A 26465-nucleotide genomic window follows, 5' to 3' on the forward strand; every position below is an offset into this window, starting at 1 on the left:
ACATACTGAAGTATTGGTGAGATAGTCGAGATACCGACCGAATCAAGGGTCGGTATCTCGGCGCTCTCCCGCCCCGTTGACCCAGGACGGCTCAGGGTGTTTCCTCTGACCTTCATTCTGCGTGCCTGGGAGCTTCACATGACACACGCCGCGCTGTCCGCTCGTATGGACGGACTCCGTAGTTCTGCAATTCGCGATCTGCTCACCTTGACTGCCCGACCCGACGTCATCAGCTTGGCCGGCGGACTACCCGATCCTGATTTCATTCCGCGGGAACGAATCTCGAAGGCAGCCCACGACGCACTCGGTGACCCCTCGTCCGTTCAATACGGCGAGACGTCAGGCCTGCGGCGCCTCCGTGAGGTGATCGCCGAGCGCGAATCCTCCAAGATCGGGCGGGCACTCGACGTGTCCGAAGTTGTGATCACACACGGTTCTCAGCAAGGTTTGAGCCTGCTCGCGCAGGTCCTCCTCGACGCCGGTGACGTTGTGGTCGTGGAGGAACCGGCATATACCGGTGCGCTGCAGGTCTTTCGGACGGCGCAGGCTCGTCTCGTTCCCGTCCAGCTGGACGAGGACGGAATGGACACCGACGCGCTCGAGACGAAACTCGCCGCCGGTCTTCGGCCCAAAGTCGTGCACACCGTGAGCAATTTCCACAACCCGCGGGGCGCGGTGCTTTCGGCGCAGCGGCGAGCGCACTTGGCGGCGCTGGCGGACCGATACGGGTTCTGGGTTCTCGAGGACGACCCGTACGGCGAACTGTACTTCGGCGAGAAACCGCCCGCACCGCTGGCGGCGTTGTCGGACAGGGTGATTCGGCTGTCCAGTGCTTCCAAAGTGTTGGCACCGGCGCTGCGCGTCGGCTGGCTGCACGGCGACCGAAAGGTCTGCGAGGCGGTCGAACTGATCAAGCAAGGCGCTGACCTGTGCGGGTCTTCGCTCACCCAGCAGATCGCCGCAGACCTCTTCTCCGACGTCGAATGGTTCGAAACGCACCTCGACAAGCTCCGGGAGGGTTACGGCGCCAGAGCGAAGGCGTTGGTCACCGCCGCCGAGACGGAATTGAGTGGGCGTGCACGCTTTTCCGAGGTCCGCGGCGGGATGTTCTGTTGGATGGATTTCGTCGACGACGTCGACACCACCGAACTCCTGGGTGCCGCGCTCGAGCACGGCGTGGCATTTGTCCCAGGTTCGGCCTTCGCGGTCGAAGCTGACCTCGGTCGAAGCGCTCGACTGTGTTTCGCGACGTATCCCGAAGCCGTGCTGGTCGATGCCGTCGGCAGGCTCCGGAAGAGTGTTACCGCAGGTACAGCCTGACCTTGTCGATAGTGTTGCGGAGCAGATCGATCTCCGTGCTCGATGGTGGGGTGGTGATGGTGATGTGCTCGGCGACGGCGAGGTCCCATCCCGTCGACTCTCGGACTTGATCGACCGAGATTCCCTCGTGGACGCTGGTCAACTCCAATTCGCCGCCGGGGCCCTGGTGTGTCAGGACGCCGAGGTTGGTGAATACCTTGGTCACTCCTGCACCTGCCGGCATGATGCCCTTACCGCTGGCGTGGGCGCGGGCGGGGCTGGGTGAGGTGCAGAAGTCGAGCTCGGCCGGAAAGGAACTGAGATCGTGGCGACGCATCACGACGAAGATCTCGGCGGCGTTCGCGATGATCTCGACGGCCCCGCCCGCTCCGGGCAGTCTGACCGTCGGGTTCTTCCAGTCACCGATGAAACTTGTGTTCAGACTGCCCGTTCGATCGATTTGAGCGGCCCCGAGAAATCCGACGTCGACGTTGCCACCTTGCAGGACGTAACCGAAGAGCGCGGCCATGCTCAGCACGGATTCGGCACCGGAGACAACCACGGAGTCCGCGATACCCTCGGCCATTGCCGACGGATGTGCACCGCACACTCCGGATTCGTAGATCAGCTCGACGTCCGGATTCGACGTGTGCCGCGCGAGATCGACTGCGAGCGTGGGTAGCCCAACTCCGGCGAAGACTCGGCGCTTACCCGCCAATTCGCGTGCCGCGACGGCGACGATCGTTTCGGTGGAGGTGGTGTTACCGGTCCCGATCGTGGTGGTCATAGTCTGCTCCCGTAGTCGACTGGTGTGGAGAGTTTTGGTCCGACCTCGAGATCCGACCAGTAGTCGGCTCCGAGTTTGGCGAGATACTCGCCGTGACTGTCGAGTGCGTACACCCATTCGTCGAGCCAATTTCTCAGCCGTGAAGGGTCTTTGGAGATTTCGGTCCAGCGTCGGTAGAAGCCGCAATCGCGGTCGTAGTATCCCTGCGCGTACGACGGGTGTGCGCCGCGCGGGCAGACGACAACCGCGTCGACTGCATGCGAGGGAATCAGAGTTCGGCTCGGGTCTGACCTGATGACCTCGTCGTCGACCAGTTCTTCGACAACGACGATTGCCTTCTTCGCGGCGTACACGGCCTCTTGCTGCACCCCGGCGATGCCCCAGATCTGCGCATTCCCGGACGAGTCCGCTCGCTGTGCGCCGATGATCGTGACATCCGGATTCAATGGCGGCACAACGTAGACGCTCCCGCCGCCGTACGGGTCCTCGACGAGTCTCAGTTGTGGGTTGAGTGCGGGTAGATCACTACCGGCGTACGACCGTAGCGGGAAGAAGGGAAGCCTGGCGGCTCCCGCCTGATACCGGCACACCATGCCGTAATGGCTGTATTCCTCGACTTCGAGGGGGAGCGGGTCCTGGTTCTCGATGCGTCTGCGTAACTCGTACAGAGAACCTGCGGAGCCGCTGGCGAAGAACGAAGCGACCAGCTTTCGGACGCAGCCGGCGGCGACGAGTTGATCGGAAACGATGTCCGGCGTCATCCGGCACAGCGTGAGGTCCTTCCTGCCCTGCCGGATGATCTCGTGTGCCGCGGCAAATGGAATGAGATGCGAAAAGCCCTCCAACGCAACAGTCATTCCGTCGCCGACGTATCGACCGATAGCCTCTTTCATCGAGAGCGTCTTGTCCACGTGTGTACCTCTTCTTACGTTCTCGCGCACTTGGTCGGTTTCGGAAACTTGACATGGTCGGCCGGTGTGGCGCAACAATGTCGGGTGGAAATTCATCAGATCAACGCATTTCTCGCGGTGGCTGAGGAGCTACATTTCGGCCGTGCGGCTCAGCGGCTTCGGATTGCGCAACCGCCGCTGAGTCGAACCATCAGGCAATTCGAGAAACAGCTCGGTTCGCCGTTGTTCGATCGAAGTACTCGAACTGTGCGGTTGACTGCTGCCGGTGAAGCACTGCTGCTTCCGGCGCGCGAAATTTTGGACGCGTGCCGGATGGCCGAGATCGCGGTATCCGCGGCAGGCCAGGGAACGACAGGTCGCGTTCGCCTGGGCTTCGCGGGAACCTCGTCGCACCTGCTCGTCGGGCGGTGGGCGAAATTGGTGAGAAAGACGAATCCCGGTATCGAATTTGTGCTCGACAGTTCCGCTTTCGCGAACGAGGCGTTGTTGATGTTGCTCGATCGACGACTCGACATCGGGATGGTCCGGTGGACCGTCCCGCCGCTCGGGATCACGTCGAGATTGATCGCCGAGGAGAACTTTCTGGTTGCCATGTCGAAAGACCATCCGTTGGCGTCGAGGGAATCGGTTCGGTTGATCGAATTGGAGTCCGAGAATTGGGTGACGCTTCCGGCGGAACCGGGTTCGATTCTGCGGGAGTCTCTGCTCAGTGCATCGAAGAACGCAGGGTTCCTGGCTCGAATCGTGCAGACGGCACCGGATTCGATGTCGTTGATCGCGCTGGTGTCCGCGGAAATCGGATGCTCGTTGACTATTTCGTCGGTGGCCCAAAGCATCGTGAACCCTGATGTTGTCTTTGTTCCCGTCATGGATCCACCTCCTCCCCTTCAACTGCGTATCGCCTGGCGAGATGGAGACGACAGACCTGCGCTTCTCGAAGTGTTGAAATTGTCCGAGCAGGCGCTGCCGTCCCTGGCTTAGACGGTTGCCCGACCGGTAGGAATTTCACCCGCTTCGGACTTCGGCGAGTTTGCAGTATCGGCAAGAGCGTTCTCGAGTTCGAGCTCGTCGTAATCCGCTTGCTCGGCCGTCGAGAGTTCGCTTGCGTTGTAGCCGGTACGTCGGAGTAGGAGAAGGGTGCAGATCAGCGAGACAAGTGCGTACAGTCCGGACACGATCGCGACCCCGACGATGTTGCCTGACGTGTTGAGCATCCACTGCGCCAGTACCGGAGTTCCGCCGCCGACGACAAGGGAACACAGTTGATACGCCGTCGACAGACCCGTGTAACGGATGTTCGCAGGGAAGGCGCGAGCGAGAACGCCGGCGATGGCGCCGTAGAACATCGAGTGCGGGATCGTGGCGAGACACATCGCAACGACTGCGATGGTGAAGTTCCCGGTTCTGATGGCAAAGAACATCGCGGGCATGAGAACGAACTCCGGTATCACCATCAGGCACATGGCCTTCCGCATGTCTATCTTGGAAACCAGAACGGCCCCGAACGGTTGGACGATGAACTGCACGACAAGTGCGATCGCGATAGCGGCGAGGAATGTGCCGCGGTCGTATCCGAGTTCTTTTGTAGCCCAGGACAATGCGAAGGTGTTCTTGAAATAGGTGACCTGTGCGAGGGGGAGTGCGCCGGCGCCGAGGAGAACCAGCACCCAATGCTTGCGCAATACTTCGGCGAGCGGAAGTTTGACGACCTTCTTGCGGGCGAGAACGGCCTTCATCTCGTCGGACTCTTCGAGTTTCAGGCGAATGATCATGCCGAGGATGACCAGGCCTGCCGAAACGAGAAAAGGGATTCGCCAGCCGTAGAGAAGGAATGACGGCGTCGGCATCGAGGACAGCAGGAAGAATGCGATGGTCGCCAACAGATTTCCCGCGGGCGAGCCCTGCTGAGCGAACGCGGAGTAGAGGATGCTCTTACCCTTCGGTGCGTTCTCGCTGGCGATGAGTACCGCGCCACCCCACTCACCACCGACCGCAATTCCTTGGATCACGCGAAGGGTGACCAGACCGATCGGGGCCCACATGCCGACCTGCGCGTAGGTGGGGAGGAGTCCGATCCCGACAGTGGCGACGCCCATCATCATCAAGGTGATGACCAGAGTGTTCTTGCGCCCGATCCGGTCGCCGAGATGGCCGAAGATGATCCCGCCGATCGGCCTGGCGAGGAAGCCTGCCCACAGGGTGATGAAGGCGAGGAGCGTGCCGACTCCGTTCGGCAGTGTGTCGGAGAAGAAGATCTCGCCGAATACCAGGGCAGCCGCGGTGCCGTAGATATAGAAGTCGTACCACTCGATGGTGGTTCCGATGAATGAAGCGATACCGGCTCTTCGTGCCTTGGCGTTGATCTCCTCGGAACTGCGAGTGGGTGAACTCATGCGTGGCGACCTTTCTCTGCAACATTCGCGGCGCCGAAACGTGGCGCGCCTGAATGAGATTCGCAGAGTGGTGTAGGTCACGTCCAATACCAACTTGGTCGCCTATTGATACCTCAGGAGTATCAATAGGCGACCATGATCAGCTCTTCCGGTATGGAAGGATCGGGGTGATTACTCGGACCAGTTGTACGTCCGCTCGACGGCCTTGTTCCACTCCGCGTACAGCCGTGACCTTTCGGACTCGTCCATCGCCGGTTCCCAGGTTTGGCCGACGGCCCAGTTGTTGCGGATGTCTTCGGTGTCGGCCCAGTAACCGATGGCGAGGCCCGCTGCATACGCAGCGCCGAGTGCTGTCGTTTCGTTGACCACCGGGCGGATGACGGGAACTCCGAGGATGTCCGACTGGAACTGCATCAGGGTTTCGTTGACCACCATGCCGCCGTCGACCTTCAGCGCGGACAGTTCGACTCCCGAATCCGCACGCATGGCGTCGATGACCTCACGGGTTTGGTATGCCGTCGCCTCGAGGGCCGCGCGAGCCAGGTGTCCCTTGTTGACGAACCGCGTCAGGCCGACGATCACGCCGCGTGCATCCGGTCGCCACCGGGGTGCGAACAGTCCGGAGAACGCGGGTACGAAGTAGGCGCCGCCGTTGTCGTCGACACTCGCGGCGAGCGGCTCGATGTCCTTGGCGTTCTGAATGATTCCGAGATTGTCCCGAAGCCACTGGACCAAGGAGCCGGTCACCGCGACGGAACCTTCGAGTGCGTAGACGGCAGGGGCTTCGCCGAGTTTGTAGCAGACGGTCGTCAGCAGTCCGTGCTTGCTGTGCACCGGCTTCGTTCCGGTGTTGAGAAGCATGAAATTGCCGGTGCCGTAGGTGTTCTTGGCTTCACCCTCGGAGAGGCAGGCCTGGCCGAATGTGGCTGCCTGCTGGTCACCGAGGATTCCGGCGACCGGCACACCGGCGAGATTGCCGCGAGGACGGCCGGTGCCGTAGACCTCGGACGAACTACGGATTTCAGGGAGCATCGACATCGGGATTCCGAAGTCCGCGCAGATCGATTCGTCCCACTGAAGGGTCTCGAGATCCATCAGCATCGTGCGTGACGCATTGGTGACATCTGTCACGTGAACACCGTCGGTCAGGTTCCATACGATCCACGTGTCGACGGTGCCGAAGCACAATTCTCCGGCCTCCGCTTTGGCTCTCGCGCCGTCCACGTTGTCGAGAATCCACCGGATCTTCGGCCCGGCGAAGTAGGTCGAGAGCGGCAGCCCGGTCTTGTCTCGGTACTTGTCCGGACCCTCGTCGCCGCCCAGTTCGACACACAGTTGATCCGTGCGCGTGTCCTGCCACACGATCGCGTTGTAGATCGGCTTGCCCGTCGAACGCTCCCAAACGACGGTCGTCTCACGCTGATTCGTGATTCCGACGGCCGCGATGTCGGCCCGCGTGAGGTCGACCTTCGCGAGAGCGCCGGCCACCACCTCCCGGGTGTTGATCCACAGCGCAACCGGGTCGTGCTCGACCCAACCGGCGCGCGGGAAAATCTGCTCGTGTTCTTTCTGCGCAACGCTCACCACGGCGCCGTCGTGATCGAAGATCATGCAGCGGCTCGACGTCGTGCCTTGGTCGATGGCGGCGATGTATTGATTCACTGTGCTCCTATGTTCGGGCGCGTTCGCAGTTATCCGTGCGCTGTCGCAGTATGTGGATCAAGCTACTAGCCTGTAAACGGATTCGTCGTCGACTTACAGGAGACCGGGTTGAGTAAGCAGCAAGGTGCGCAGTTTCTCGGCCCGCAGCAGCGTGAAGCTGCTTGGGAACAGCTTCAGACCGAGCAATTCGACGTCGTCGTTGTCGGCGGCGGTGTTGTCGGTGTCGGAGCTGCGCTCGATGCGGCCACCCGCGGACTCAAGGTTGCGTTGGTCGAGGCCCGTGACTACGCATCCGGCACGTCCAGTCGCTCGTCGAAGATGTTCCACGGCGGTCTCCGCTATCTAGAGCAACTCGAATTCGGCCTCGTTCGTGAAGCATTGCGTGAGCGCGAACTCTCGCTGACCACGCTCGCTCCGCACCTGGTCAAGCCGCTGAAGTTCCTGTTCCCTCTGGCTCACCGAGTGTGGGAGCGCCCGTACATGGCGGCGGGAATCTTCCTCTACGACCGAATGGGCGGCGCAAAGTCGGTCCCCTCCCAGAAGCACTTGACGCGGGCGGGCGCACTACGCATGTCGCCGAGCCTCAAGCGCAGTTCGCTGACCGGTGGCATCCAGTACTACGACACCGTCGTCGACGACGCTCGGCACACCATGACCGTCGCACGGACCGCTGCACACTACGGCGCAGTCGTCCGAACGTCGACGCAGGTAGTCGGCTTTCTGCGGGAAGCGGATCGGGTCTCGGGAGTTCGTGTTCGCGACTGCGAAGACGGCCGTACCGCCGAGGTCAAGGGTCACGTCGTCATCAATGCGACCGGTGTCTGGACGGACGAGATCCAAGCGCTCTCACGTCAGCGCGGACGGTTCCGGGTGCGAGCGTCGAAGGGCGTACACATCGTCGTCCCGCGCGATCGCATCGTCAGTGAAGCCGCCATCATCCTGCGTACCGAGAAGTCGGTGCTGTTCGTCATTCCGTGGGGCAGTCACTGGATCATCGGCACCACTGATACCGACTGGAACCTGGATCTCGCACATCCGGCGGCAACCAAAGCAGATATCGACTACATCCTCGGCCACGTGAACTCCGTCCTGGTCACGCCGCTGACGCACGCCGACATCGACGGTGTGTACGCCGGTCTGCGTCCGCTGCTTGCCGGTGAAAGCGACGAGACGTCGAAGCTCTCGCGCGAGCACGCCGTTGCCCGTGTGGCTCCAGGTCTGGTCGCCATCGCCGGCGGAAAGTACACGACGTATCGGGTCATGGCGGAAGACGCCGTCGACGTCGCAGCAGAAGACATTCCGGCGCGGGTTGCGTCGTCGATCACGGAGAAGGTACCGCTCGTCGGCGCCGACGGATACTTCGCGTTGATCAACCAGACCGTGCAACTGGGCGAGCAGTACGGCTTGCATCCGTATCGCGTCAAGCACCTGCTCGACCGCTACGGTTCGCTCATCACCGAGGTCCTCGAACTCGGCCGGCAGACACCGGAGTTGTTGCAGCCCATCACGGACGCGCCCGATTACCTTCAGGTCGAAGCTGTGTACGCCGCCGCGGCCGAGGGGGCACTGCACCTCGACGACATCCTCGCCCGCCGTACGCGTATCGCAATCGAATATCCGCATCGTGGTGTCAACTGCGCACAGCAGGTGGCCGGATTGGTTGCCCCGATTCTCGGTTGGGATGCCGCCACCGTCGAACGCGAGGTCGACACGTACCGAGCGCGTGTCGAAGCGGAGATCGAGTCTCAGACCCAGCCGGACGACGAGTCGGCCGACGCATTGCGCGCCGCAGCGCCGGAGTCGCGGGCCGAGATCCTCGAGCCCGTCGTCGTGGTGCCGGATCGGGTCTGAGTCGCCTGTCGTTTGTTCTCGGTCTGTCGCGGGTAGGCGGATGGCGAATCACCACCCGTGTCAGCACAGACCGGTCGAGCGTCACCCAGGAGGATCTCAATGTTCGGTAATCGGTCGCGATCTGCTGAGGAACACATAGCTACCGGCTATCTGGTCACTCACCTGTGCGGGGCGATGGTGGGGCTGCAACTCTCGCGGTCACTCTCGGACTCGTACGGCGCCTGGGCCGACGGTGAGCTGGATTCGTTGCCGGGTGAGCTCGAGTACGAGATCGAGCAGCTGCTGCAACTTATCGAGGACACCCAGGGCATATCTCTGCCGCGGTACTCCAAGATCGACGCGACGGTCAATCGGATCAGACGTCTCGTCCATGTCGACGCCATCTGGCGTAATCGCCTCGTGAAGTTGGCAACGCTCGAGATCATGCGGACCGCGCTGTGCGGCAAGAGTGCGATGTGGGAGGTCCTGCGAGACATTCCGGCCGGGGAGACCGAGGAGCAGTATCGCGAACTCAACGACCTGGTGTCCAAGCAGATCACCACGGTCACGGCGCTGCATCACCGCGCAGCTACGGAGGCTTTCCAGGGGACGGACGGGCGGGAATCGGCGAGCGGCGGCGACCCCATCAGGTCGAGTAAGTAAGGTTTGTACCGTTCGATGAAGAATTCGATGAACGGTAGACCCCGAGGTGTATGGAGATGGCTGAGCGCGACCAAGCACTGACAGAACCCAAGGCAGTGTTCGCGGCGTTGGCGGAGATCCTCTACTCCGCGGCAGACAGCGCCGAGGTGTACTCCGCGATCTGTTCGGCGGCTGTCGAGTTGATTCCCGGTTGCGACCACGCAAGTCTGATGCTGCGACGTGGAAACACCAACGTCACCGTAGCGGCGAGCGACGAGATCGCCGATTATGCAGACGATCTCGAGCGTGCCACCGGTGAGGGGCCGTGCATCGATGCCCTCGATACGGAGGCGCCGCAACTCGAGTCGGACCTTCGCACCCCGAATCAGTGGCCCGAGTTCGCTCGGAAAGTCGTGGCGGAGACACCCATTCGCGGATCGATGGGGTTCCGGCTGATGGTCGATCGTCAGAAGTTCGGTGCCCTCAACCTCTTCTCGGACACTCCGGGGGCTTTCACCGAAACCGTTGCCGACCACGCGATCATGTTGGCGTCATTTGCATCCGTGGCCGTCACTGCGCTGACGCGAGGCGAGGACGCCGACTCGCTGCGGCGTGGTCTGGCAAGCAGCCGCGAAATCGGTCAGGCCGTCGGTCTGCTGATGGCACTGCATCGTGTGTCCGACGACGAGGCCTTCGACATTCTGGTGCGAACCTCACAGAACATGAACGTCAAGATCGCCGAATTGGCGCGCAAGGTCATCGTCCAGCATCGTTCGACTCTGGACTGAGCGCTTCGTTCGTTCCGGGAGCGCCGAGGAGTTGAGATCGCTTGCGATCCACCGTCTCTCGAAGAGCTGTCACCACCGCTGCGACCTCCGGGCGTCGCAAGGATTCCGAACGGGCCACCAACCAGTACGAAAGTCTGACTTCGATGTGAGCCGGTAGAACGCGAATCAAATCGTCGTGCTGCTCGGCCATGAAACAGGGGAGAAGGCCGATGCCGGCACCCGCGCGCGTTGCCTCGATGTGGACGAACACGTTGGTGGACGTGACGGCCTCGCGCATGGAAACCGTGAGCTTGCGAGCCAGATCGAGTTCGTCGACCTGCAGCATCGAGTCGATGAAATACACGAGCGAGTGTTCGGCCAGATCTTCGGCATTTTCGGGAACAGCATTCTGCCGTAGATACTCTCGGGAGGCGTACAAACCCAGCGCGTAGTCGGCCAGATGGACTGCTTCGGCGCGGTGAACGTGAGGCTTGCCGACCACAACCTCGATGTCGAGGCCCGAGCGAATCTGCGACGCCTTTCTGGTTGCGACAACAATCTCGACGCTGACGCGGGGATGGCGTCTGCGAACCGCGGCGCCGGCGGGCGCCGCGATGTATGCGCTGAATCCGTCGGTCGCCGAGACTCGCACGACGCCGTCGAGTTGCTGCTGACCGGTGGAGTCGAGCGCCAGTTCGTTCACCGCGGCCTCGATGCGCTCGGCCGCGCTGAGGGCTTGTCTGCCCAGGTCGGTCAGCTCCCAGCCGCCGGACGAGCGAACCAGGACACGGCCGCCGAGACACTTCTCGAGCGAGGAAATGCGGCGCGAGATGGTGGTGTGATTGAGGCCGAGGTCGTCGGCGGCGGTGTTGAAGCGACCGGTGCGACCGACCGCGAGAAGCACCAGTAGGTCGTCCGGGCTCAGTCCGAGAGTCATATCTGCATTTTTGCACCTATATGGTGCGAGATTTGTCATTGTCGTGCCATCAATCTGCACTGATACTCATCGAGTCACAAAAAATGTGCGAGCGGTCACATTCCTGATCGTGAAGAGCAGGCGAATCGCGAACTGAAGACGAGGGAGTCCACGATGAGCGTCGACAACATGCCGAAACCCGAGAGCCAAGCCCCACCATCGGGGCTGAAGAAGGTGGTCGGCGCCTCGATGGCGGGCACCGTGGTCGAGTGGTACGAGTTCTTTCTGTACGGCACGGCGGCCACGCTGGTCTTCAGCAAGGTCTTCTTCCCCGGCGGCGGCAACGAGCTGGATGCGATCATCGCGGCTTTCATCACCTACGCCGTCGGATTCGCCGCCCGGCCACTCGGCGGAATCGTCTTCGGATACTTCGGAGACAAATTCGGCCGAAAGCAGTTGCTGCAGTTCAGTTTGCTGTTGGTCGGCGCCGCAACGTTCTTGATGGGCTGCCTGCCTACCTACGGTCAGATCGGCTACTGGGCGCCGGCAATGCTGGTCACGCTGCGCTTCATCCAAGGATTCGCGGTCGGCGGCGAATGGGGTGGGGCGGTACTCCTGGTCGCCGAGCACAGCCCGAATCGATCGCGCGGATTCTGGTCGTCGTGGCCTCAGGCCGGCGTGCCGATGGGCAACCTGGTGGCGACGGTCGTGCTGTTGATCCTGACGTCGACGCTCTCGGACGAATCCTTCATGAGTTGGGGCTGGCGCGTTGCCTTCTGGCTCTCCGCGGTGATCGTTCTGGTCGGGTACTACGTTCGGACCAAGGTCACCGATGCTCCCATTTTCATTGCGGCGCAGAAGGAAGCAGAACTGGTCAAGGCAACCTCGTACAGCGTTTTCGAGGTCGTCAAGCGTTACCCGCGCGGAGTGTTGACCGCGATGGGGCTGCGTTTCGCCGAAAACGTCATGTACTACCTCGTGGTGACCTTCTCGATCACTTACCTCAAGGTCGTCGTTCATGCGGACACGGCGCACATCCTCTGGTGGATGCTGATGGCACATGCCGTGCACTTCGCAGTGATTCCGTTGTTAGGCAAACTGTCCGACACGATCGGTCGACGCCCGGTGTACATGATCGGCGCCGTCACCGCCGGAACGTGGGGATTCTTCGCCTTCCCGATGATGAACAGCGGGCACAATGCAGTCATCTTGTCGGCAATCATCATCGGGCTCGTGTTCCACGCGTTCATGTACGCAGGCCAACCCGCGATCATGGCCGAGATGTTCCCGACTCGGATGCGCTACTCCGGTGTCTCCCTGGGTTATCAGGTCACGTCCATCGTGGCGGGTTCACTGGCTCCGATCATCGCGACCGGATTGCTGAGCAAGTTCGACTCCTCGGTCCCCATCGCGATCTATCTCCTGCTGGCATCCCTGGTCACCATCGTTGCAGTCATTTTCGCGCGGGAGACCAAGGGAATCTCGCTCGAGTCCGTCGACGCCGCTGACGCCCGTGTTCTCGCCGACGAGCGGGCCGGTGTGTCTGTATGACGCTGACCGGAAAGTCTGCTCTGGTCACCGGTGGTGCCAGCGGGATCGGCGAGGCGTGTGCTCGACTCCTCGCCGCCCGCGGCGCGCACGTGACCGTCGCCGATCTCGACGACGTCGCCGCGAAGTCGCTGGCCGAGGAGATCGACGGCACTGCATGGGCCGTCGATCTCCTCGACACCGACCAACTCGTGGATCTGTCACTCGAGACGGACATACTCGTCAACAACGCCGGCATACAACGGGTCAGTCCTATCGAGGATTTCGACGTCGAGGACTTCCGGAAGATTCAGCGCCTCATGGTCGAAGCGCCATTCCTCCTCGCTCGGGCCGCCCTGCCGTACATGTACCGCAACAGTTTCGGTCGCATCGTGAACATTTCCTCGGTCCACGGGCTCCGCGCTTCGGCATTCAAGAGTGCATACGTCACGGCTAAGCACGGACTCGAAGGACTGTCGAAAGTTGTTGCGCTCGAAGGCGCCTCACACGGTGTCACCAGCAACTGCGTCAATCCGGGCTATGTCCTGACGCCACTGGTGCGATCCCAGATCTCCGACCAGGCAAAGGTTCACGGAATCAGTGAATCCGAGGTTGTCGAAAAGGTGATGCTCACCGAGAGCGCAATCAAACGGATGGTCGAGCCTGCGGAGGTGGCATCGCTGGTGGGCTGGTTGGCATCGACCGATGCGTCGATGGTGACGGGGGCGTCGTACACCATCGACGGAGGGTGGAGCGCCAGCTAGACCACGCGAGCTGCTGGGTTTTTCACGCTTCGGGGATCTCGATTCCGAACTTCTCGCGAGTGATGACCTCGGGTTCGGGACCACCGCGAACTCCGGTGTCGAGTGCGTCGATTGCGGAGAGTTCTTCGGCGGTGAGTTCGAAGTCGAACACGTCGAAGTTCTCCGCAATGCGTGAGGGAGTCACCGACTTGGGGATCACCTGGCGGCCCTGCTGGAGGTGCCAGCGGAGCATCACCTGTGCGGGAGACTTGCCGTGAGAGGAAGCGATAGCACCGATGGTGGCGTCCTCGAGGGTTGAGCCGTGAGAGCCGTCGCGATAGAACGTGATTCCGCCGATCGGTGACCATGCCTGAGACAGAATGCCGTGATCGGCGTCGGCCTCGAGCAAGGTCGACTGCCTGAAGTATGGATGGACCTCGATCTGGTTGACCGCCGGCACTACGGACGTTGCGTCCAATAGTCGGGTGAGGTGATCCGGCATGAAGTTACTGACTCCGATGGCACGAACCTTGCCGTCTGCGAGAAGTGTTTCCAGGGCCTTGTATGCGTCAATGGTGCGCTCGAACTCGCTCGGCAACGCCTGGTGAAGGATGAGGAGGTCAAGTTGCTCGACTCCGAGTTTGCCTGCGCTCTTGTCGAAGGCGTGCAAGGTCTCGTCGTATCCGTAGTCGGTGATCCAGACTTTCGTTTCGACGAAGATCTCACCGCGATCGAGACCGGATCGCCGGATCGCCTCGCCGACACCCTTCTCGTTGCCGTAGGCCGCAGCCGTATCGATATGGCGATAACCCACCGACAGCGCGGACTCGACTGCGGCGACAGTTTCGTCCGGCGGGGTCTGGTAGACGCCGAAGCCCAGCGCGGGGATGTCGACGCCGTTGTTCAGTTTCAGGCTCGGGATGCTCATGTCGTCCACGGTAGCGGCGGCCACTGGTTCGGTGGGAGTGACTGCTCAGCCGGGTAACGGCAGTACCCCTTCAGGCCTGGCAATTTGCACTTGTGGCTCGTCAATGAGTGAGCACTATCTTCAAGCCGACTATGAGGGTGGCGACGGCAGCGAGGCCGAAGGCTGCCAGATGTGTGTTCGTGCTGACTTTCTCGCCGTGAAGACGGCTGATCACGTAACTGGTGGATCCGATGCGCAGGATCAAGACGATTTCCGCGATCAACTGCGCCGTCCGTGGTTCCAGGAAGTTGAACCACGCCGTCGCGAGAATGGCGACAGGAACAACCGCGGAGGTGAGGATCGGGACAGAATCGCGCAGCGAGTCGATTCTCTCCGCGGTGGTGAGACGGCGGTCGTTGCGAATGCTCTCGCCGACGCTCTCGGCAAATGTGTGGGCGATGTACGTCGACAATGCCGTGCCGACCACAATCGCGGCGCCCAGCGATTCCTGAGATTTCGTCACCGGGACGAGTGCGGCGAGGACAAGAATGTTGCCGTAGATGTACGCGGTGGTTCTCGCCGCCACACGTTCTTGTCCCAGCGGCGCACCGTGAGACGTGATCGGCCGGTTCAGCAGTGTTCGCAGGTCCCACTCCATGTTCAGAGCATGGCAGATCAGACCCTCGGGCTGTAGTGCATCGGATTATCTCGCTGCTCGAGCGGAGGTAGATTGCGCGCCGGTGTGTGGACCAGTGGTGCCCCGGCGGGAATTCTGCCGCTGGCTCGGTCCCATCCCGCGCGAGCGCGCGGTTGATACCGGTATCGCCACGGCACCAGGCGGAAGACGGCGTTGACGGTGCGGCCGACAGCGTTGTGAATTTTCTGATCGCGACTGGTCCACGAGTAGCCGAGAAGGTCGCGAACCGGTTGGTCGTACATGCCCACTGTCAGCCACACGAATCCGCGGGCGAGGGGAATCCGCGTGAGCCGCCACAACGGATCGGGTAGCCACGTCATGTACGGGGGCTTTCCCAGCCCCGACAAATCCAAGACGTCGCGGGTCGCTTTGTTGTCTTCGAGTACGTTGCGGCACATGTGGTCCCAATACTCCTGAAATGCCTCCCAGGTTTCGGGAACCGGGCGCATGCTCATCCCGTACAGGCGGTACCACTGAATGTGCTCGGTGAAGAGTTGTCGTTTCTGGGCCTCGGTCAGGCCACCGGAGAAGTTCTCGGCGGTGACGATGGTGCCCATGAAGAATGTCGCGTGCGCCCAGTAGAAGGTGTCGGGATCAAGTGCGTGGTACCGGCGTCCCAGCTTGTCGATGCCCTTGATCCGTGTGTGATAGCCACGGACTTCTTCGGCTGTCTGCTGCGCGCGATCGCCGTCGAAGACCACGCCGGCAATGGGATACAGCGAGCGGTACAGCCGTTCCCAGCGCTCGTCGAAGAACTGCGAGTGCTCCTCGACCCCGGCGCCGAGACCAGGGTGCATGTTTTGCATCGAACCTGCCCAGACACCTTGGAGCATCCCGCGCCAGTCGCCGAAATACTTCCAGGTCAGGGAATCCGGACCGAGGGGAACCGGGGTGCTGCTGTCGCCAAGTTGACTACGCATGTTGTCAGATTAGGATCGACAACAGCGGTAGTCAAGGATCGAATACCGGGTGCATTGAAGAACAAGTGTCGGCGAAGTGGGGAAGTTGTGAGCATCGAAGAACGCAGGGCCACTCGAAAGGCGACGTTGTTCGACGTCGGAGTGACACTGCTCGGTGCGGTCGACGGTCCGGCCGTCAACGTGCGAGCGGTCTGCAAGGCCGCTGGTCTGACCGAGCGGTACTTCTACGAGAGCTTCACCGATCGCGATCAGTACGTTGTCGCGGTCCACACGTTTGTCGCCGAGCGCGCGCAGTCGGCGCTCGCCACGGCAGTGGAGTCCGAGACGACATCCGAGGCAGTCGCCACCGCTGCGGTCGACGCTTTCGTCAAGCTGATGGTCGACGACCCGGCAATGGGGCGAGTGCTTCTGATCGCTCCGCTCTCGGAGCCGGTGCTGAGCGGACGCGGTATCGAATCGATGCCGGCGTTCGTGGACCTGGTGTACGACCAGTTGTCCGAGATTGCTGATCCGGTGGACAAGCAGCTGGTGGCAGTCGGGCTGGTCGGGGCGTTGTTCACACTGTTCATCGGTTATCTGGACGGCTCGATCGTCGTCGAACGCGAGCGATTTGTGCGCCATTGCGTCCGGCTGCTGATCAACGCTAACCAGGCGTGAACGGCTGGCACACGGGGCAGAAGAAGATATTTCGCTCGGTGAGCCGATCCGGTCCGAGGGTGTCTTCTCTGATGCGGGTTCCGCATCGGCGGCAAGGTTTTCCGCGTCTGCCGTACACCCACGTTTGCCTACCTGGGCGGGTGTCGCCGGTGGTGACCCGGATGCGACGCGACTTGTTGACGTTGATGGTGCGGAATGACAGATCCACAATCGCGTCGAGGTTCCCGGCGCGGTGTGTCGGCGTCTTCGGGTGAATGCCTCGTAGGAAGCAGATCTCGTTGCGGTACACGTTGCCCAGTCCGGCCATCACGCGCTGATCCAGGAGCGCGATTCCGATCGGTACGGAGTCTGCAGCGCGAAGATTCTCGACGGCCACGGAACTGTCCCAATCGGTCCCGAGCAGGTCCGGTCCGAGGTGCCCGACGGCCTCCTGTTCCTGCCCCAGTTCGAGGATCTCGGTTATTCCCAGTGAAAAGCCCACTGCTACAGAGTCTTCGGTGGCCAAGATTATGCGCGCTTGGTGGGCGGGTCTGCGCCAGCGCTCGCCGGGGCGATAAATCTGCCACTGACCCTCCATCTTCAGATGCGTGTGAATGGACGCTTCGCCCACGCGGATCAGCAGATGCTTTCCGCGGCTGGCGACGGAATCCACACGATGTCCCGATAAATCGACGGTGGCATAGCGAGGAACGCGGACATCGCAGGTGGTGAGTACCTTCTCGGCCAGGGCAGCGCGCAGATCGTTGGCGGCCCGCCACACGGTATCGCCCTCAGGCATGGTCGCCGCTCCAGCACTTCACGATCGCAACCATCATGACCTCAATCCTCATGACCTCAACCGGAATCCGCGAGGAGTGGCGGCGAAGCCGGCTTCGACCAGGACGGGAGCAAAATCGTTGCCGTGGATGGTCTCTCCGTCGACCTTCTCCACTACCAACTTGTCGACAGCGCGAGAAGTCACCTTCTGGGCAAGCGACAGCGCTGCCAGGCGCAAAGTTCCGCCGTCGTCGGTGAATGTCAGGATGGTGCGACCGCCGCGCTCGACGAACAGAACCAACTCGCCCTCCACCAGAACGACCAGTGCTCCCGCCTTACGTCCGGGTCGGTGTCCGGGTGACTCTTCGCCCCCCGACGCCGGCCACGGCAGTGCGGCGCCGTATGGATTGGCCGGGTCGCACGCCGCGAGAGTGACTGCAGCCGAGGAGGTGTGGCGCCCCTCGATGGAATCACCGAACGTGCGCAAGCGGTCGACCACGGGAGGAGTCGAGAATTGAGCGCCGCCCAGGGTGTCCACGAAGTATCCGCGTCGAGCGCGCCCGTTGTCCTCGAACGTGCTCAGTACCTTGTAGATCAACGCGAAACCGCCCGGCACGTTCTCGCTCATCACAGAACCGCGGGTTACGACGCCGTACCGTTCGAGCAGCAGATCAGCCGTGGCGTGCGCCCGGATAGTGGGGTCAGGTTCGATACCTGGCAGCTGGAACCACCGACCGGAGGCGGTTGCCGGTCCCGTGCGAGCCGGGGTTGAAGTGCGCGCCATTCCGCGGTACGGACGGGCACGAGGAACACGTCGAGGCGATCGGTGACTTGTGGTGGTTCTGGTGGTGTCCGAGAGAAGTGCGCGCAGCGGTGCGACGGTGTCGTTACCGATGTGTCCGAGCCACACCAACTCCCACAGTGCCGTCGTCACCGCACTGTCGACCGTGTCTGCAGCCGACTCCGTAGTTTGCAACGCGTCGACCAACTGGCGGAAGAAGTAGGCACCGCCGCCGGACAGCAGGTCGAGGATGCGCTTCTGCAACTCCGAGACGTCGGTGTCGGCGGGCGAATTGAGCGTGATCGGTGCCAGGTCGGCGGGGTGCAGCACTACCCACCCGTCTTTGCCGGAGATTGCTCCGGATCCGGACCACAGGACTTCGCCCGTCGAGGTGAGTTCGTCCAACATCGCGGGGGAGTAGTCGGCGACTCGGCTCGGCAGGATCAACGATTCGAGAGCGGACGCCGGAATCGGAACGCCGGCAAGTTGATCGACTACCGTTGCAACACCGTCGATTCCGCGCAGCGTGCCGCCCACATGCTGCCAACCGGGAAGGAAACGTCCGAGCGTTGCGGTACTGACCGGCTCGACCTCTTGCCGTGCCGCGGCGAGCGAGCGACGCCTCAAGCGGCGCAGGACTTCGGCGTCGCACCATTCGCTCCCAGTTGCAGACGGGCGGAATTCTCCTTCGAGAACACGCTTTTCGAGCGCGAGCCGACCGAGAACGTCACGCGCGACGGATACTCCGATACCGAAGCGTGCAGCCGCATCCGTGAGAGTGAATGGTCCGTGAGTGCGTGCGTATCGGCTCAGGAGGTCGTCGAGTGGCTGATCGACCGGCTCGATGAACGCGGCCGGAACCCCGATGGGTAGGGGAACGCCGAGTCCATCGCGAAGGCGCGCTGCATCTTCGACGACGGTCCACCAGCTCTCGCCCGCATAGGAGACGTGGAGGGCACGTTTGTCTGCGACCAACTTGTCGAGCCACGAGACCGGATCTTCGAGACAGCGTTCGGTGACTTCTTCGGTGGTCAGCGGGCCGAGCATACGGAGGAGGTCGGCGACGCCCTCGAGGTCCTTGGCCTTGCGGTCCGGAGCGAGCCGTTGCAGTTCACGTTCTGCCTGCTCGATCACTCCGGCGTCGAGCAGCTCGCGCAGTTCGACGCGGCCGAGGAGTTCGGCCAACAGCGTGGAGTCCAACGACAGTGCGGCGGCGCGTCGCTCGGCCAGGGGGCTGTCGCCCTCGTACATGAACGCGCCCACGTAGTTGAACAGGAGCGCACTTGCGAACGGTGAAGGCGAGGGCGTCTCCACTTCGACTATTCGAATCTGGCGCCGTTCGATCTTGCCGAACAATTCCTTCAGTGCCGGCAGGTCGTAGACGTCCTGCAAGCACTCACGCACGGTCTCGAGCAGGATCGGGAATGTCGGGAACTTGCGAGCGACGTCCAGCAGTTGCGCCGACCGCTGACGTTGCTGCCACAGTGGAGCACGCTTTCCGGGATTGCGGCGTGGGAGAAGCATTGCGCGGGCGGCACATTCGCGGAATCGGGAGGCGAACAATGCCGAGCCGCCCACCTCCTGGGTGACCAGATCTTCGATGTCCTCGACGTCGAAGGTGAACAGTTCGGCGCCGGGAGGTTCGTTCTCGGTGTCGGGGAGACGGATGATGATGCCGTCGTCGGAGGCCGTCGGACTGGAATCGACGCCGTATCGTTCCTGCAAGCGGGCCCCGATGGCGAGGGCCCACGGTGCGTGAACCCGTTGGCCGTACGGGGAATGCAGCACCAGACGCCAATCGCCGAGTTCGTCGCGGAAGCGCTCGACAACCAATGTTCGATCCGACGGGACCTGCCCGGTGGCATTCTTCTGCTCACCGACGAGTTGGATCAGATTGGTTGTGGCATTGTGATCGAGCCCGCCCACGCGACAACGCTCGACGACGTCGGCTTCGTTACCCAGCGCGGTCTCTCGAACGAATTGTCCCAACGCCTGTCCGAGTTCGGCAGGGCGACCGAGTCCGTCGCCATGCCAGAAGGGCAAACGACCGGGCATGCCGTAGGCGGGGCTGACCAGAACCCGATCGAAGGTGATCTCCTCGATCCGCCAACTGGTGGCGCCGAGCGCAAAGACGTCGCCGACCCGGGATTCGTAGACCATTTCTTCGTCGAGTTCGCCGACTCTTGATGCTTTCTCACCGACCATGTAGACCGTGAAGAGGCCGCGGTCGGGGATGGCGCCGCCGGAAGTGACTGCCAAGCGCTGCGAACCGGGGCGGCCCGTCAGAGTGTTGGACTCGCGATCCCAGACCAGGCGCGGACGTAATTCGGCGAACTCGTCCGAGGGGTACCGCCCGGCGAGCAGATCCAGAGTCGACTCGTAGGCCGAACGGGGAAGCGTTGCATAGGAACCGCTTCGGCGCACCGTCTCGAACCAGTCGTCGACGTCGATCGGCTCGAGTGCAGTGGCCGCAACAGTTTGCTGGGCAAGGATGTCGAGGGGATTGGCGGGAACGGCCATCGCCTCGATCTTGCCTTCGACCATGCGCTCGACGGTCACCGCGCAGTGAATCAGGTCGGTGCGATGTTTGGGGAAGACGACGCCTCGTGAGATCTCGCCGACCTGGTGGCCGGCGCGACCGACACGTTGCAGGCCGCTGGCAACCGAGGGCGGCGCCTCCACCTGGATGACCAAGTCGACGGCGCCCATGTCGATTCCGAGTTCGAGACTGCTGGTGGCGACGACGCATCGCAATCGACCCGATTTGAGATCGTCTTCGATGAGGGCTCGCTGGTCTTTGCTGACCGATCCGTGGTGGGCGCGAGCAAGGAGGGGTTCTGCGCCGTAGTTGACCTCGGTGGGAGCTCCGATCTGCGCGGGCGGGCGAGGTGTTTTCTCGACGGCCAGACCGATGCGTTCTGCATGAATCTCGTTGAGCCTGGCTGTCAATCGTTCGGCGAGGCGCCGAGAGTTGGCGAACACGATGGACGATCGGTGATCGAGCACGAGGTCGACGATCTGTTCCTCGACGTGGGGCCAGATCGAACCGGCTTGCGGGGTGGGGGATTCGGAACCGTCGGCGGGCGTCGCGATACCCAATTCGGTCATGTCCTCGACGGGGACACGGACCGTGAGATCGAAGGTCTTGGCGGCAGGCGGTGCCACGATTCGGATCGGTGCCGAACCGGCGAGGAACCGCCCGATCTCCTCGTGGGGACGGACAGTGGCCGACAATCCGATGCGTTGCGCCGGACGCTCGAGCAAGCCGTCCAGACGTTCCAGAGAGAGCGCAAGGTGCGAGCCGCGCTTGGTACCCGCCACCGCGTGAACCTCGTCGACGATCACGGTGTCGACGCCGACCAGTGTTTCCCGGGCAGCGGAGGTGAGCATGAGGAACAACGACTCCGGCGTCGTGATCAGGATGTCCGGAGGACGCTTGATCAACGAGCGCCGATCGGCCTGGGACGTATCGCCGGAACGGACACCGACGGTGATCTCGGGCGGGGTGAGGCCCAGACGTTTCGCAGTTTGTGTGATGCCGACCAGCGGCGCGCGAAGGTTCCGTTCGACGTCCACGCCCAGCGCTTTGAGTGGCGAAATGTAGAGGACTTTGGTGGCGCGTTCGCCTTCGTCCTTCGCGGCGAGTTGATCGAGGGCCCACAGGAACGCCGACAATGTCTTGCCGGAGCCGGTGGGTGCGACGACAAGTGTGTGAGAGCCACTTGCGATGGATTCCCAGGCACCGAGCTGCGCAGCAGTCGGAGCGCTGAAAGCGCCGCCGAACCACTCGCGTGTGGCGGGCGAGAACCTACCGAGGACGTTGGTCACGACCACCATATTGCCCCTTCCCACCGACAGCGTGTTCGTGCCCGCAGCCGAAGTGCAGAGCATACTATTTGCCCTGTTATAGCGATTCTCTTGTCATCGAGAAGGCGAGTGCCTGATGGAAGCAGTCAAGATTGTCCTCGAGCTGGCGGTAGTGCTCGGGGCGATTGTCATGGGTACCAGATCGAGCGGTGTCGCTCTCGGTCTGTGGGGCGGCGCAGGTGTTGCCGTCCTCGTGTTCGTCTTCGGAGAGGACGTCGGCAGTCCGCCGGTCGACGCTCTCCTCATCGTCCTGTCCGTTGTCCTCGCGTCGTCGATGATGCAGGCGGCCGGTGGTATCGACTGGATGGTCACCATCGCGGCCAAGTTGATCGAATCTCGCCCGAAACAGATCACGCTGATCGCGCCGTTGGTGTCATTCCTGTTCTCGGTCGGTGCCGGTACGTCCAACATCCTCTACCCGCTGCTCCCTGTCATCTACGACGTCTCGTACAAGAACGGTGTGCGGCCGTCACGGCCGCTGTCGCTGTCGGTTGTCTCGACCGGTGTGGCGCTGGCGTGTAGTCCGGTGTCCGCGGCGATGGCGGCGATGGTCACGCTGACCGACGTGCCGCCTTACGATTTCGAACTCATCGACATCATCAAGATCACCTTCCCGGCCGCTGTCGTCGGCATCGTCCTCTCCTCCATCGCGGTCAACAGGCTCGGTAAGGATCTCGACGACGACCCGGACATACAGGCGAAGATGAAGTCGGGCGAATTGGCCGGACCTGGTGCAGCGTCCAAGACCGAACTCGTCTCGACGAAGACCGGACGAAACGCGGCACTGATCTTCCTGGCCGGCGTTCTGGCCATCGTGATCTTCGGCCTGTTCAAGGGAATTCGCCCCGAAGCCGCCGACGGTACCCCGATGGGGATGACACCGATCATCGAAATGCTGATGTTCGTCGTGGGTACGTTGATCCTGCTGGTGTGCCGCCCGAACGTTGCCGACGTGCCCTCGTCGACGGTGTTCCGTGCCGGCATGGTCTCGGCCATCGCGCTGTTCGGTCTGGCATGGCTGACGGACACGTTCATCAGCGCACATTCGGAGCTGATCACGAGCACCGTCGGCGACTGGGTCAACGCCGCGCCGTGGATCTTCGCGCTCGGTGTCTTCCTGGTCTGTGTCCTGACGACCAGCCAGTCGACCGCGACGAGGACCATCGTGCCGATCGGTCTCGCTGCCGGGATTGCACCCGGCCTGGTGAGCGGCATGTGGGCCGGAGCCTTTGCCGGTGTCTATCTGTTGCCGACAAACGGTTCACAGATCGCAGCTGCGAACTTCGACCTCTCGGGCAGCACGAAGCTCGGCTCCAAGCTCGTCGACCACTCGTTCTTCCTGCCGACCATCATCTTGGCCGTCACGACGATTGCGGCCGGCGCGGTGTTCGGAGTGGTACTCGGCTGAGTCAGCTGTTGCGGTAGTGGTCCCAGCTCGCCTTGCACGCGTGGGCGAGCTGGTCCACCCGTTCGGCGTCGGGTGTAGGCCAGTCGAGGCCGGGTTCCATGATGTATGCGGCCAGTTCGTCTCCCAGTAGGAATTCTCGTTTGAATTCGGCCTGAACCGCACTCAACGTGATCCCGGCTTCGGCGGCGCGGGCGCTCAATTCGGCGAATCTGGCTCCGGCTCGGATGATTTCGAAACTGCCGAGGTACGGCTGATTGAGAGCGACGGCATCTGGATCGTCGACCTGAAATCCCTTGCGATGTGAGACCGCAAGTGTGCGAATGAGTTCCGGATCCATCGTCACGGGATTGTCGCCGCGTCGATTGCCGTGGTGGTCGCCACGATTGGAGAGTGCGACGACGTCGGGGAGTCGATCTGCTTCCGGCCGTTCGACATTGACGGCGCCGTCCCGCCGGGTGGTGTGGTTCATCGTGTCGTGGAACGACAACGTCGTGAACGATCGACCGAGTTCGAAGCTCTTCTCCACCATGGCTTCGATCAGTGCGTCGCGAGTTCTTTCGTAGACACCCAAACCGTGTTCGGCTGTCTCGGTGAAGGTCTCGGCGAGGTTCTTCCAGCCCGCGTCGTCGGTCGGCTCGAGCAACAGGGGGTAGAACGAGAAGGTGACAGGGCGAACTGCGTCGACGCCGGTGAGGTCTGCTTTGTTGCCTGCACCGGCCTTGTGGACGCGGGCGAAGGCTTCGCGCAGTGACGCTTCCAGGTTTTCGGGCTTCGCACGGTTGGGATCGCGAATCATGCGAGGGTGCGGATTCTCCACGTACACGATGCGCGAATCTATTTCGGACCAACGGCGCACGATGGGACTGGTGGACATGTCGGTGAAGTCGAATTGCAGCCGCTGTGTGAACTCGGGTGCGAGAAAACGTGAGAGTTCTGCTGGAATCGCGGAACCCGAGTGTGGGCAACTGACAAGAAGGTCGGCTTCGGCGATGGCGTCGTCGAGACTGCGGGAGTCGCGATCGGCATAGAACGTCAGGTCCTCCGGCGTGAACACGGTTCCGGCCGGGATGAGTACTGGTTCTCCACTGGTCATGAGCCCCAGCGTAATCGAGTGCAACCGTGCGGACTCAGTATCCGCTGAGTCGTTCCACGAGAGCTGTCTTGATCTCCGGTCGACCAGCCGCGACAAGAGTGAAGGTGGCTTCTCGCATGAGCCGCTCGGGGGTGTTGCTGCCGACGAGGGCGCGGCTTCCGGTCGCAGTGACGAGCGCGGCCGATGCTCGTATCGCAAGTTCCGATGCGCGGGCGCGTGCGGCCGACATGTCGCCGCCGCCGCGCAGTGCTGCATCGAGATCGGCGCGCGCCCGGGCGGCTTGTTCTTCGAACGCGTCGGCGTCGACTCCCAGATCCGCGAGTTCGGTCACGGCGCGGCGGGTGATGCCCATGGCCATCGCGCCATTGAGCCACAAGCCGGGGAGTTGGGTGCTCTGGAACTGTTCGTCGCTGACGACAGCACAGACGTCGGTATCGGGAATTTCGAAAGCGTCGAACACGATTCGGACGGTGTTGCTCCCGCGCGCCGCGATCAGTGGAAGCTCCTCGATCGTCAGACCCGGGGCCTCGCCCACCGGTACGACGGAATGAACGATGGAATTGTCGAACTCGTCGCGCGCCGACACCAAGAGAACATCGACGATGCCCCAACCGGTGACGAAGGGTGCGATCCCGTCGAGGACGTAGCCGTCGTTCACCCGCTTGGCCCACAGGAGCGGTGGGCGGGGGATAGCGCCGGCATAGGCAACCCCACCGCGAATCGTGCCGGAAACCAGACCGTCCCAGTATTGTTCGCGCAGAGACGTATTGGTACTCGCTGCCAGGGCCCCGACGACGCCGTGATGCTGCATCCAGGTGAACGTCGTCGCGAGGCAACCGCCGCACAAGGTTTCGAGGACCTCGACCAGTTCTTCGCTGCTGGGGCCACCGTCACCGAGGGCGGCGATGCCGTAGAAGCCGTCGGCGGCGAGCGCGTCGAAATGGCTGCTGGGGATTTCTCCGTCGGCGTCGACGCTGTCGGCGACGGGAAACAGAACGGTATCGGCGATCTCACGCGCAAGTTCCGGCCACTTGGTCACGCTGTCAGGGTAAGCCGTGAGCCGGGGTTGTGGTGTGGAACTGAAACGGTGGCGTATCTAGAAGGACGGCGGTGAACTCACGATGAGGAATCTCGCAACTGCAGCGGTGCGATTGAACCACCGATGCGGGATGGTCGAGGTGTAGAGGAGGGTATCGCCGACATGAAGAACGTGATGCTCGTCCAGCCCGACCTCGACCTCGACAGATCCTTCGAGAACATGAATGAATTCTTCGCCGGCATGCTCGGTGTGTTCACCTGCCTCGGAGTGAGGTGCTGCCGTGATCTCGTTGGGTTCCATGGTCCGTGAGCCGGTCGAGCAGAATCGGATCACCGAATCGTGTGCCAGTTCGAAGGTTCGCCCCTCGCCGGCGCGGACGAGGCTGGACGGGGTTCGCTCGCCCTGTGCCAAGAGTGAGTGCGCCGTGGTGCCGAGCGATTGCGCGAGGCGGTGAAGGTTCATGACGCTGGGTACTGCGTGCCCGTTTTCGGTTTGGCTCAGGAATGGCTGCGACAACCCTGACTTCACGGCAACCTCACGCAACGTCAAACCGGCTTCTTTTCTCGCTGTCCGCACGGCTGCCCCGATTGCGGTCGCTATCGCTCTCTGGTCGTCGTCCATGTGCCGAAGATAGCAGTGCTCTGGTGAAAGTTTTGATTACACAGACGAAACAAATTCGACCACGGTAAGAAATTATCGACGTGCTGAATAGTCCCGTACACGAAACACTTCCAGCTTCGGACGGAGATCGGCGCATGGCCATCCATCCAGTCGACCAGCGGCTCCCCATTGCCCGCCAGTCTGCTTTTGCTCTTCAGCACGTCCTCATCATGTACACCGGTTGCATCACGGTTCCGCTGGTA

22 protein-coding genes are annotated in these 26465 nt (G+C 62.3%); 9 read left to right on the forward strand and 13 right to left on the reverse strand.

Features of this window, described 5'->3' with window-relative positions; translation table 11 throughout:
- The first annotated feature begins 138 nt into the window (after positions 1 to 138).
- Positions 139 to 1320 (forward strand): aminotransferase-like domain-containing protein, encoded by a 1182-nt coding sequence (locus RE4_RS15245; protein WP_060938877.1) that lies wholly within the window; start codon positions 139 to 141, stop codon positions 1318 to 1320.
- On the opposite strand, the gene RE4_RS15250 is transcribed toward RE4_RS15245, so the two are convergent.
- Complete coding sequence (locus RE4_RS15250) at positions 1301 to 2086, reverse strand: CoA-transferase subunit beta (protein ID WP_060938850.1); 786 nt, start codon at positions 2084 to 2086, stop codon at positions 1301 to 1303. The two genes, RE4_RS15245 and RE4_RS15250, sit on opposite strands and share 20 nt — an antisense overlap.
- The gene (locus RE4_RS15255) at positions 2083 to 2997 is read right to left on the reverse strand and encodes a CoA transferase subunit A (protein WP_019747708.1); all 915 of its coding nucleotides are present in this window, start codon (positions 2995 to 2997) and stop codon (positions 2083 to 2085) included. The genes RE4_RS15250 and RE4_RS15255 overlap by 4 nt, the downstream gene beginning before the upstream one ends.
- Positions 2998 to 3081: 84 nt before the next feature.
- Between RE4_RS15255 and RE4_RS15260 the strand changes: the two genes are divergently transcribed.
- Positions 3082 to 3978, forward strand: a complete 897-nt coding sequence (locus RE4_RS15260; RefSeq protein ID WP_060938878.1) for a LysR substrate-binding domain-containing protein — start codon at positions 3082 to 3084, stop codon at positions 3976 to 3978.
- On the opposite strand, the gene RE4_RS15265 is transcribed toward RE4_RS15260, so the two are convergent.
- Both RE4_RS15265 and glpK read right to left on the reverse strand, forming a co-directional pair.
- A complete protein-coding gene (locus RE4_RS15265) occupies positions 3975 to 5390 on the reverse strand; it encodes an MFS transporter (protein WP_019747710.1) in 1416 nt (471 codons plus the stop codon). The two genes, RE4_RS15260 and RE4_RS15265, sit on opposite strands and share 4 nt — an antisense overlap.
- Before the next feature lie 171 nt (positions 5391 to 5561).
- Positions 5562 to 7052 (reverse strand): glycerol kinase GlpK, encoded by a 1491-nt coding sequence (glpK, locus tag RE4_RS15270; protein WP_019747711.1) that lies wholly within the window; start codon positions 7050 to 7052, stop codon positions 5562 to 5564.
- A 108-nt stretch (positions 7053 to 7160) separates the two neighbouring features.
- Between glpK and RE4_RS15275 the strand changes: the two genes are divergently transcribed.
- The 3 genes from RE4_RS15275 (at position 7161) to RE4_RS15285 (ending at position 10312) form a co-directional block, all read left to right on the forward strand.
- Positions 7161 to 8903 carry a glycerol-3-phosphate dehydrogenase/oxidase gene (locus tag RE4_RS15275; RefSeq protein ID WP_047890264.1) on the forward strand — a complete coding sequence of 581 codons (1743 nt, stop codon included), beginning with the start codon at positions 7161 to 7163 and terminating at the stop codon, positions 8901 to 8903.
- Between the two features lie 99 nt (positions 8904 to 9002).
- Entirely contained in the window at positions 9003 to 9545 is a 543-nt protein-coding gene (locus tag RE4_RS15280; RefSeq protein ID WP_041814839.1) for a hypothetical protein, read from the forward strand.
- A 50-nt stretch (positions 9546 to 9595) separates the two neighbouring features.
- Complete coding sequence (locus RE4_RS15285) at positions 9596 to 10312, forward strand: GAF and ANTAR domain-containing protein (RefSeq protein WP_019747714.1); 717 nt, start codon at positions 9596 to 9598, stop codon at positions 10310 to 10312.
- Here the strand turns inward: RE4_RS15285 and RE4_RS15290 are convergent.
- The gene (locus RE4_RS15290; RefSeq protein ID WP_060938851.1) at positions 10281 to 11228 is read right to left on the reverse strand and encodes a LysR family transcriptional regulator; all 948 of its coding nucleotides are present in this window, start codon (positions 11226 to 11228) and stop codon (positions 10281 to 10283) included. The two genes, RE4_RS15285 and RE4_RS15290, sit on opposite strands and share 32 nt — an antisense overlap.
- Positions 11229 to 11381: 153 nt before the next feature.
- Here RE4_RS15290 and RE4_RS15295 point away from each other — a divergent pair, with 153 nt between their 5' ends.
- On the forward strand, positions 11382 to 12758 hold the full coding sequence (locus tag RE4_RS15295; RefSeq protein ID WP_060938852.1) for an MFS transporter: 1377 nt from the start codon (positions 11382 to 11384) through the stop codon (positions 12756 to 12758).
- Positions 12755 to 13498 carry a 3-hydroxybutyrate dehydrogenase gene (locus RE4_RS15300; protein WP_060938853.1) on the forward strand — a complete coding sequence of 248 codons (744 nt, stop codon included), beginning with the start codon at positions 12755 to 12757 and terminating at the stop codon, positions 13496 to 13498. The genes RE4_RS15295 and RE4_RS15300 overlap by 4 nt, the downstream gene beginning before the upstream one ends.
- Positions 13499 to 13520: 22 nt before the next feature.
- Here the strand turns inward: RE4_RS15300 and RE4_RS15305 are convergent, their stop codons facing one another.
- From RE4_RS15305 to RE4_RS15315, 3 genes are all read right to left on the reverse strand, one after another.
- Entirely contained in the window at positions 13521 to 14405 is an 885-nt protein-coding gene (locus tag RE4_RS15305; protein ID WP_029537905.1) for an aldo/keto reductase, read from the reverse strand.
- Positions 14406 to 14505: 100 nt separating this feature from the next.
- Entirely contained in the window at positions 14506 to 15042 is a 537-nt protein-coding gene (locus RE4_RS15310) for a hypothetical protein (protein ID WP_019747719.1), read from the reverse strand.
- A gap of 17 nt (positions 15043 to 15059) precedes the next feature.
- A complete protein-coding gene (locus tag RE4_RS15315) occupies positions 15060 to 16001 on the reverse strand; it encodes an oxygenase MpaB family protein (protein ID WP_019747720.1) in 942 nt (313 codons plus the stop codon).
- A gap of 87 nt (positions 16002 to 16088) precedes the next feature.
- On the opposite strand from RE4_RS15315, the gene RE4_RS15320 reads away from it, so the two are divergent.
- A complete protein-coding gene (locus RE4_RS15320; RefSeq protein ID WP_019747721.1) occupies positions 16089 to 16658 on the forward strand; it encodes a TetR/AcrR family transcriptional regulator in 570 nt (189 codons plus the stop codon).
- Here RE4_RS15320 and RE4_RS15325 read toward each other — a convergent pair.
- Together RE4_RS15325 and RE4_RS15330 are read right to left on the reverse strand one after the other, a co-directional pair.
- Positions 16645 to 17436, reverse strand: a complete 792-nt coding sequence (locus RE4_RS15325) for a DNA-formamidopyrimidine glycosylase family protein (RefSeq protein ID WP_060938854.1) — start codon at positions 17434 to 17436, stop codon at positions 16645 to 16647. The genes RE4_RS15320 and RE4_RS15325 overlap by 14 nt on opposite strands.
- A gap of 48 nt (positions 17437 to 17484) precedes the next feature.
- Positions 17485 to 22032: an ATP-dependent helicase gene (locus RE4_RS15330; RefSeq protein WP_060938879.1), complete on the reverse strand. Its 4548-nt coding sequence runs from the start codon at positions 22030 to 22032 to the stop codon at positions 17485 to 17487.
- Positions 22033 to 22138: 106 nt separating this feature from the next.
- Between RE4_RS15330 and RE4_RS15335 the strand changes: the two genes are divergently transcribed.
- Positions 22139 to 23470 (forward strand): anaerobic C4-dicarboxylate transporter family protein, encoded by a 1332-nt coding sequence (locus RE4_RS15335; RefSeq protein ID WP_019747724.1) that lies wholly within the window; start codon positions 22139 to 22141, stop codon positions 23468 to 23470.
- A 1-nt stretch (position 23471) separates the two neighbouring features.
- Here the strand turns inward: RE4_RS15335 and RE4_RS15340 are convergent, their stop codons facing one another.
- Genes RE4_RS15340 through RE4_RS15350 form a run of 3 tightly spaced genes read right to left on the reverse strand, consistent with a single transcriptional unit; the run spans position 23472 to position 26223 of the window.
- Positions 23472 to 24563: an N-formylglutamate amidohydrolase gene (locus RE4_RS15340; protein WP_060938855.1), complete on the reverse strand. Its 1092-nt coding sequence runs from the start codon at positions 24561 to 24563 to the stop codon at positions 23472 to 23474.
- 34 nt (positions 24564 to 24597) lie between these two features.
- The gene (locus RE4_RS15345; RefSeq protein ID WP_060938856.1) at positions 24598 to 25602 is read right to left on the reverse strand and encodes an acyl-CoA dehydrogenase family protein; all 1005 of its coding nucleotides are present in this window, start codon (positions 25600 to 25602) and stop codon (positions 24598 to 24600) included.
- Positions 25603 to 25659: 57 nt separating this feature from the next.
- A complete protein-coding gene (locus RE4_RS15350) occupies positions 25660 to 26223 on the reverse strand; it encodes a helix-turn-helix domain-containing protein (protein WP_003940980.1) in 564 nt (187 codons plus the stop codon).
- Positions 26224 to 26465: the final 242 nt, after the last annotated feature.

Origin of the sequence: Rhodococcus erythropolis NBRC 15567 (assembly GCF_001552595.1) — a bacterium.
Lineage (GTDB): Bacteria > Actinomycetota > Actinomycetes > Mycobacteriales > Mycobacteriaceae > Rhodococcus_F > Rhodococcus_F erythropolis.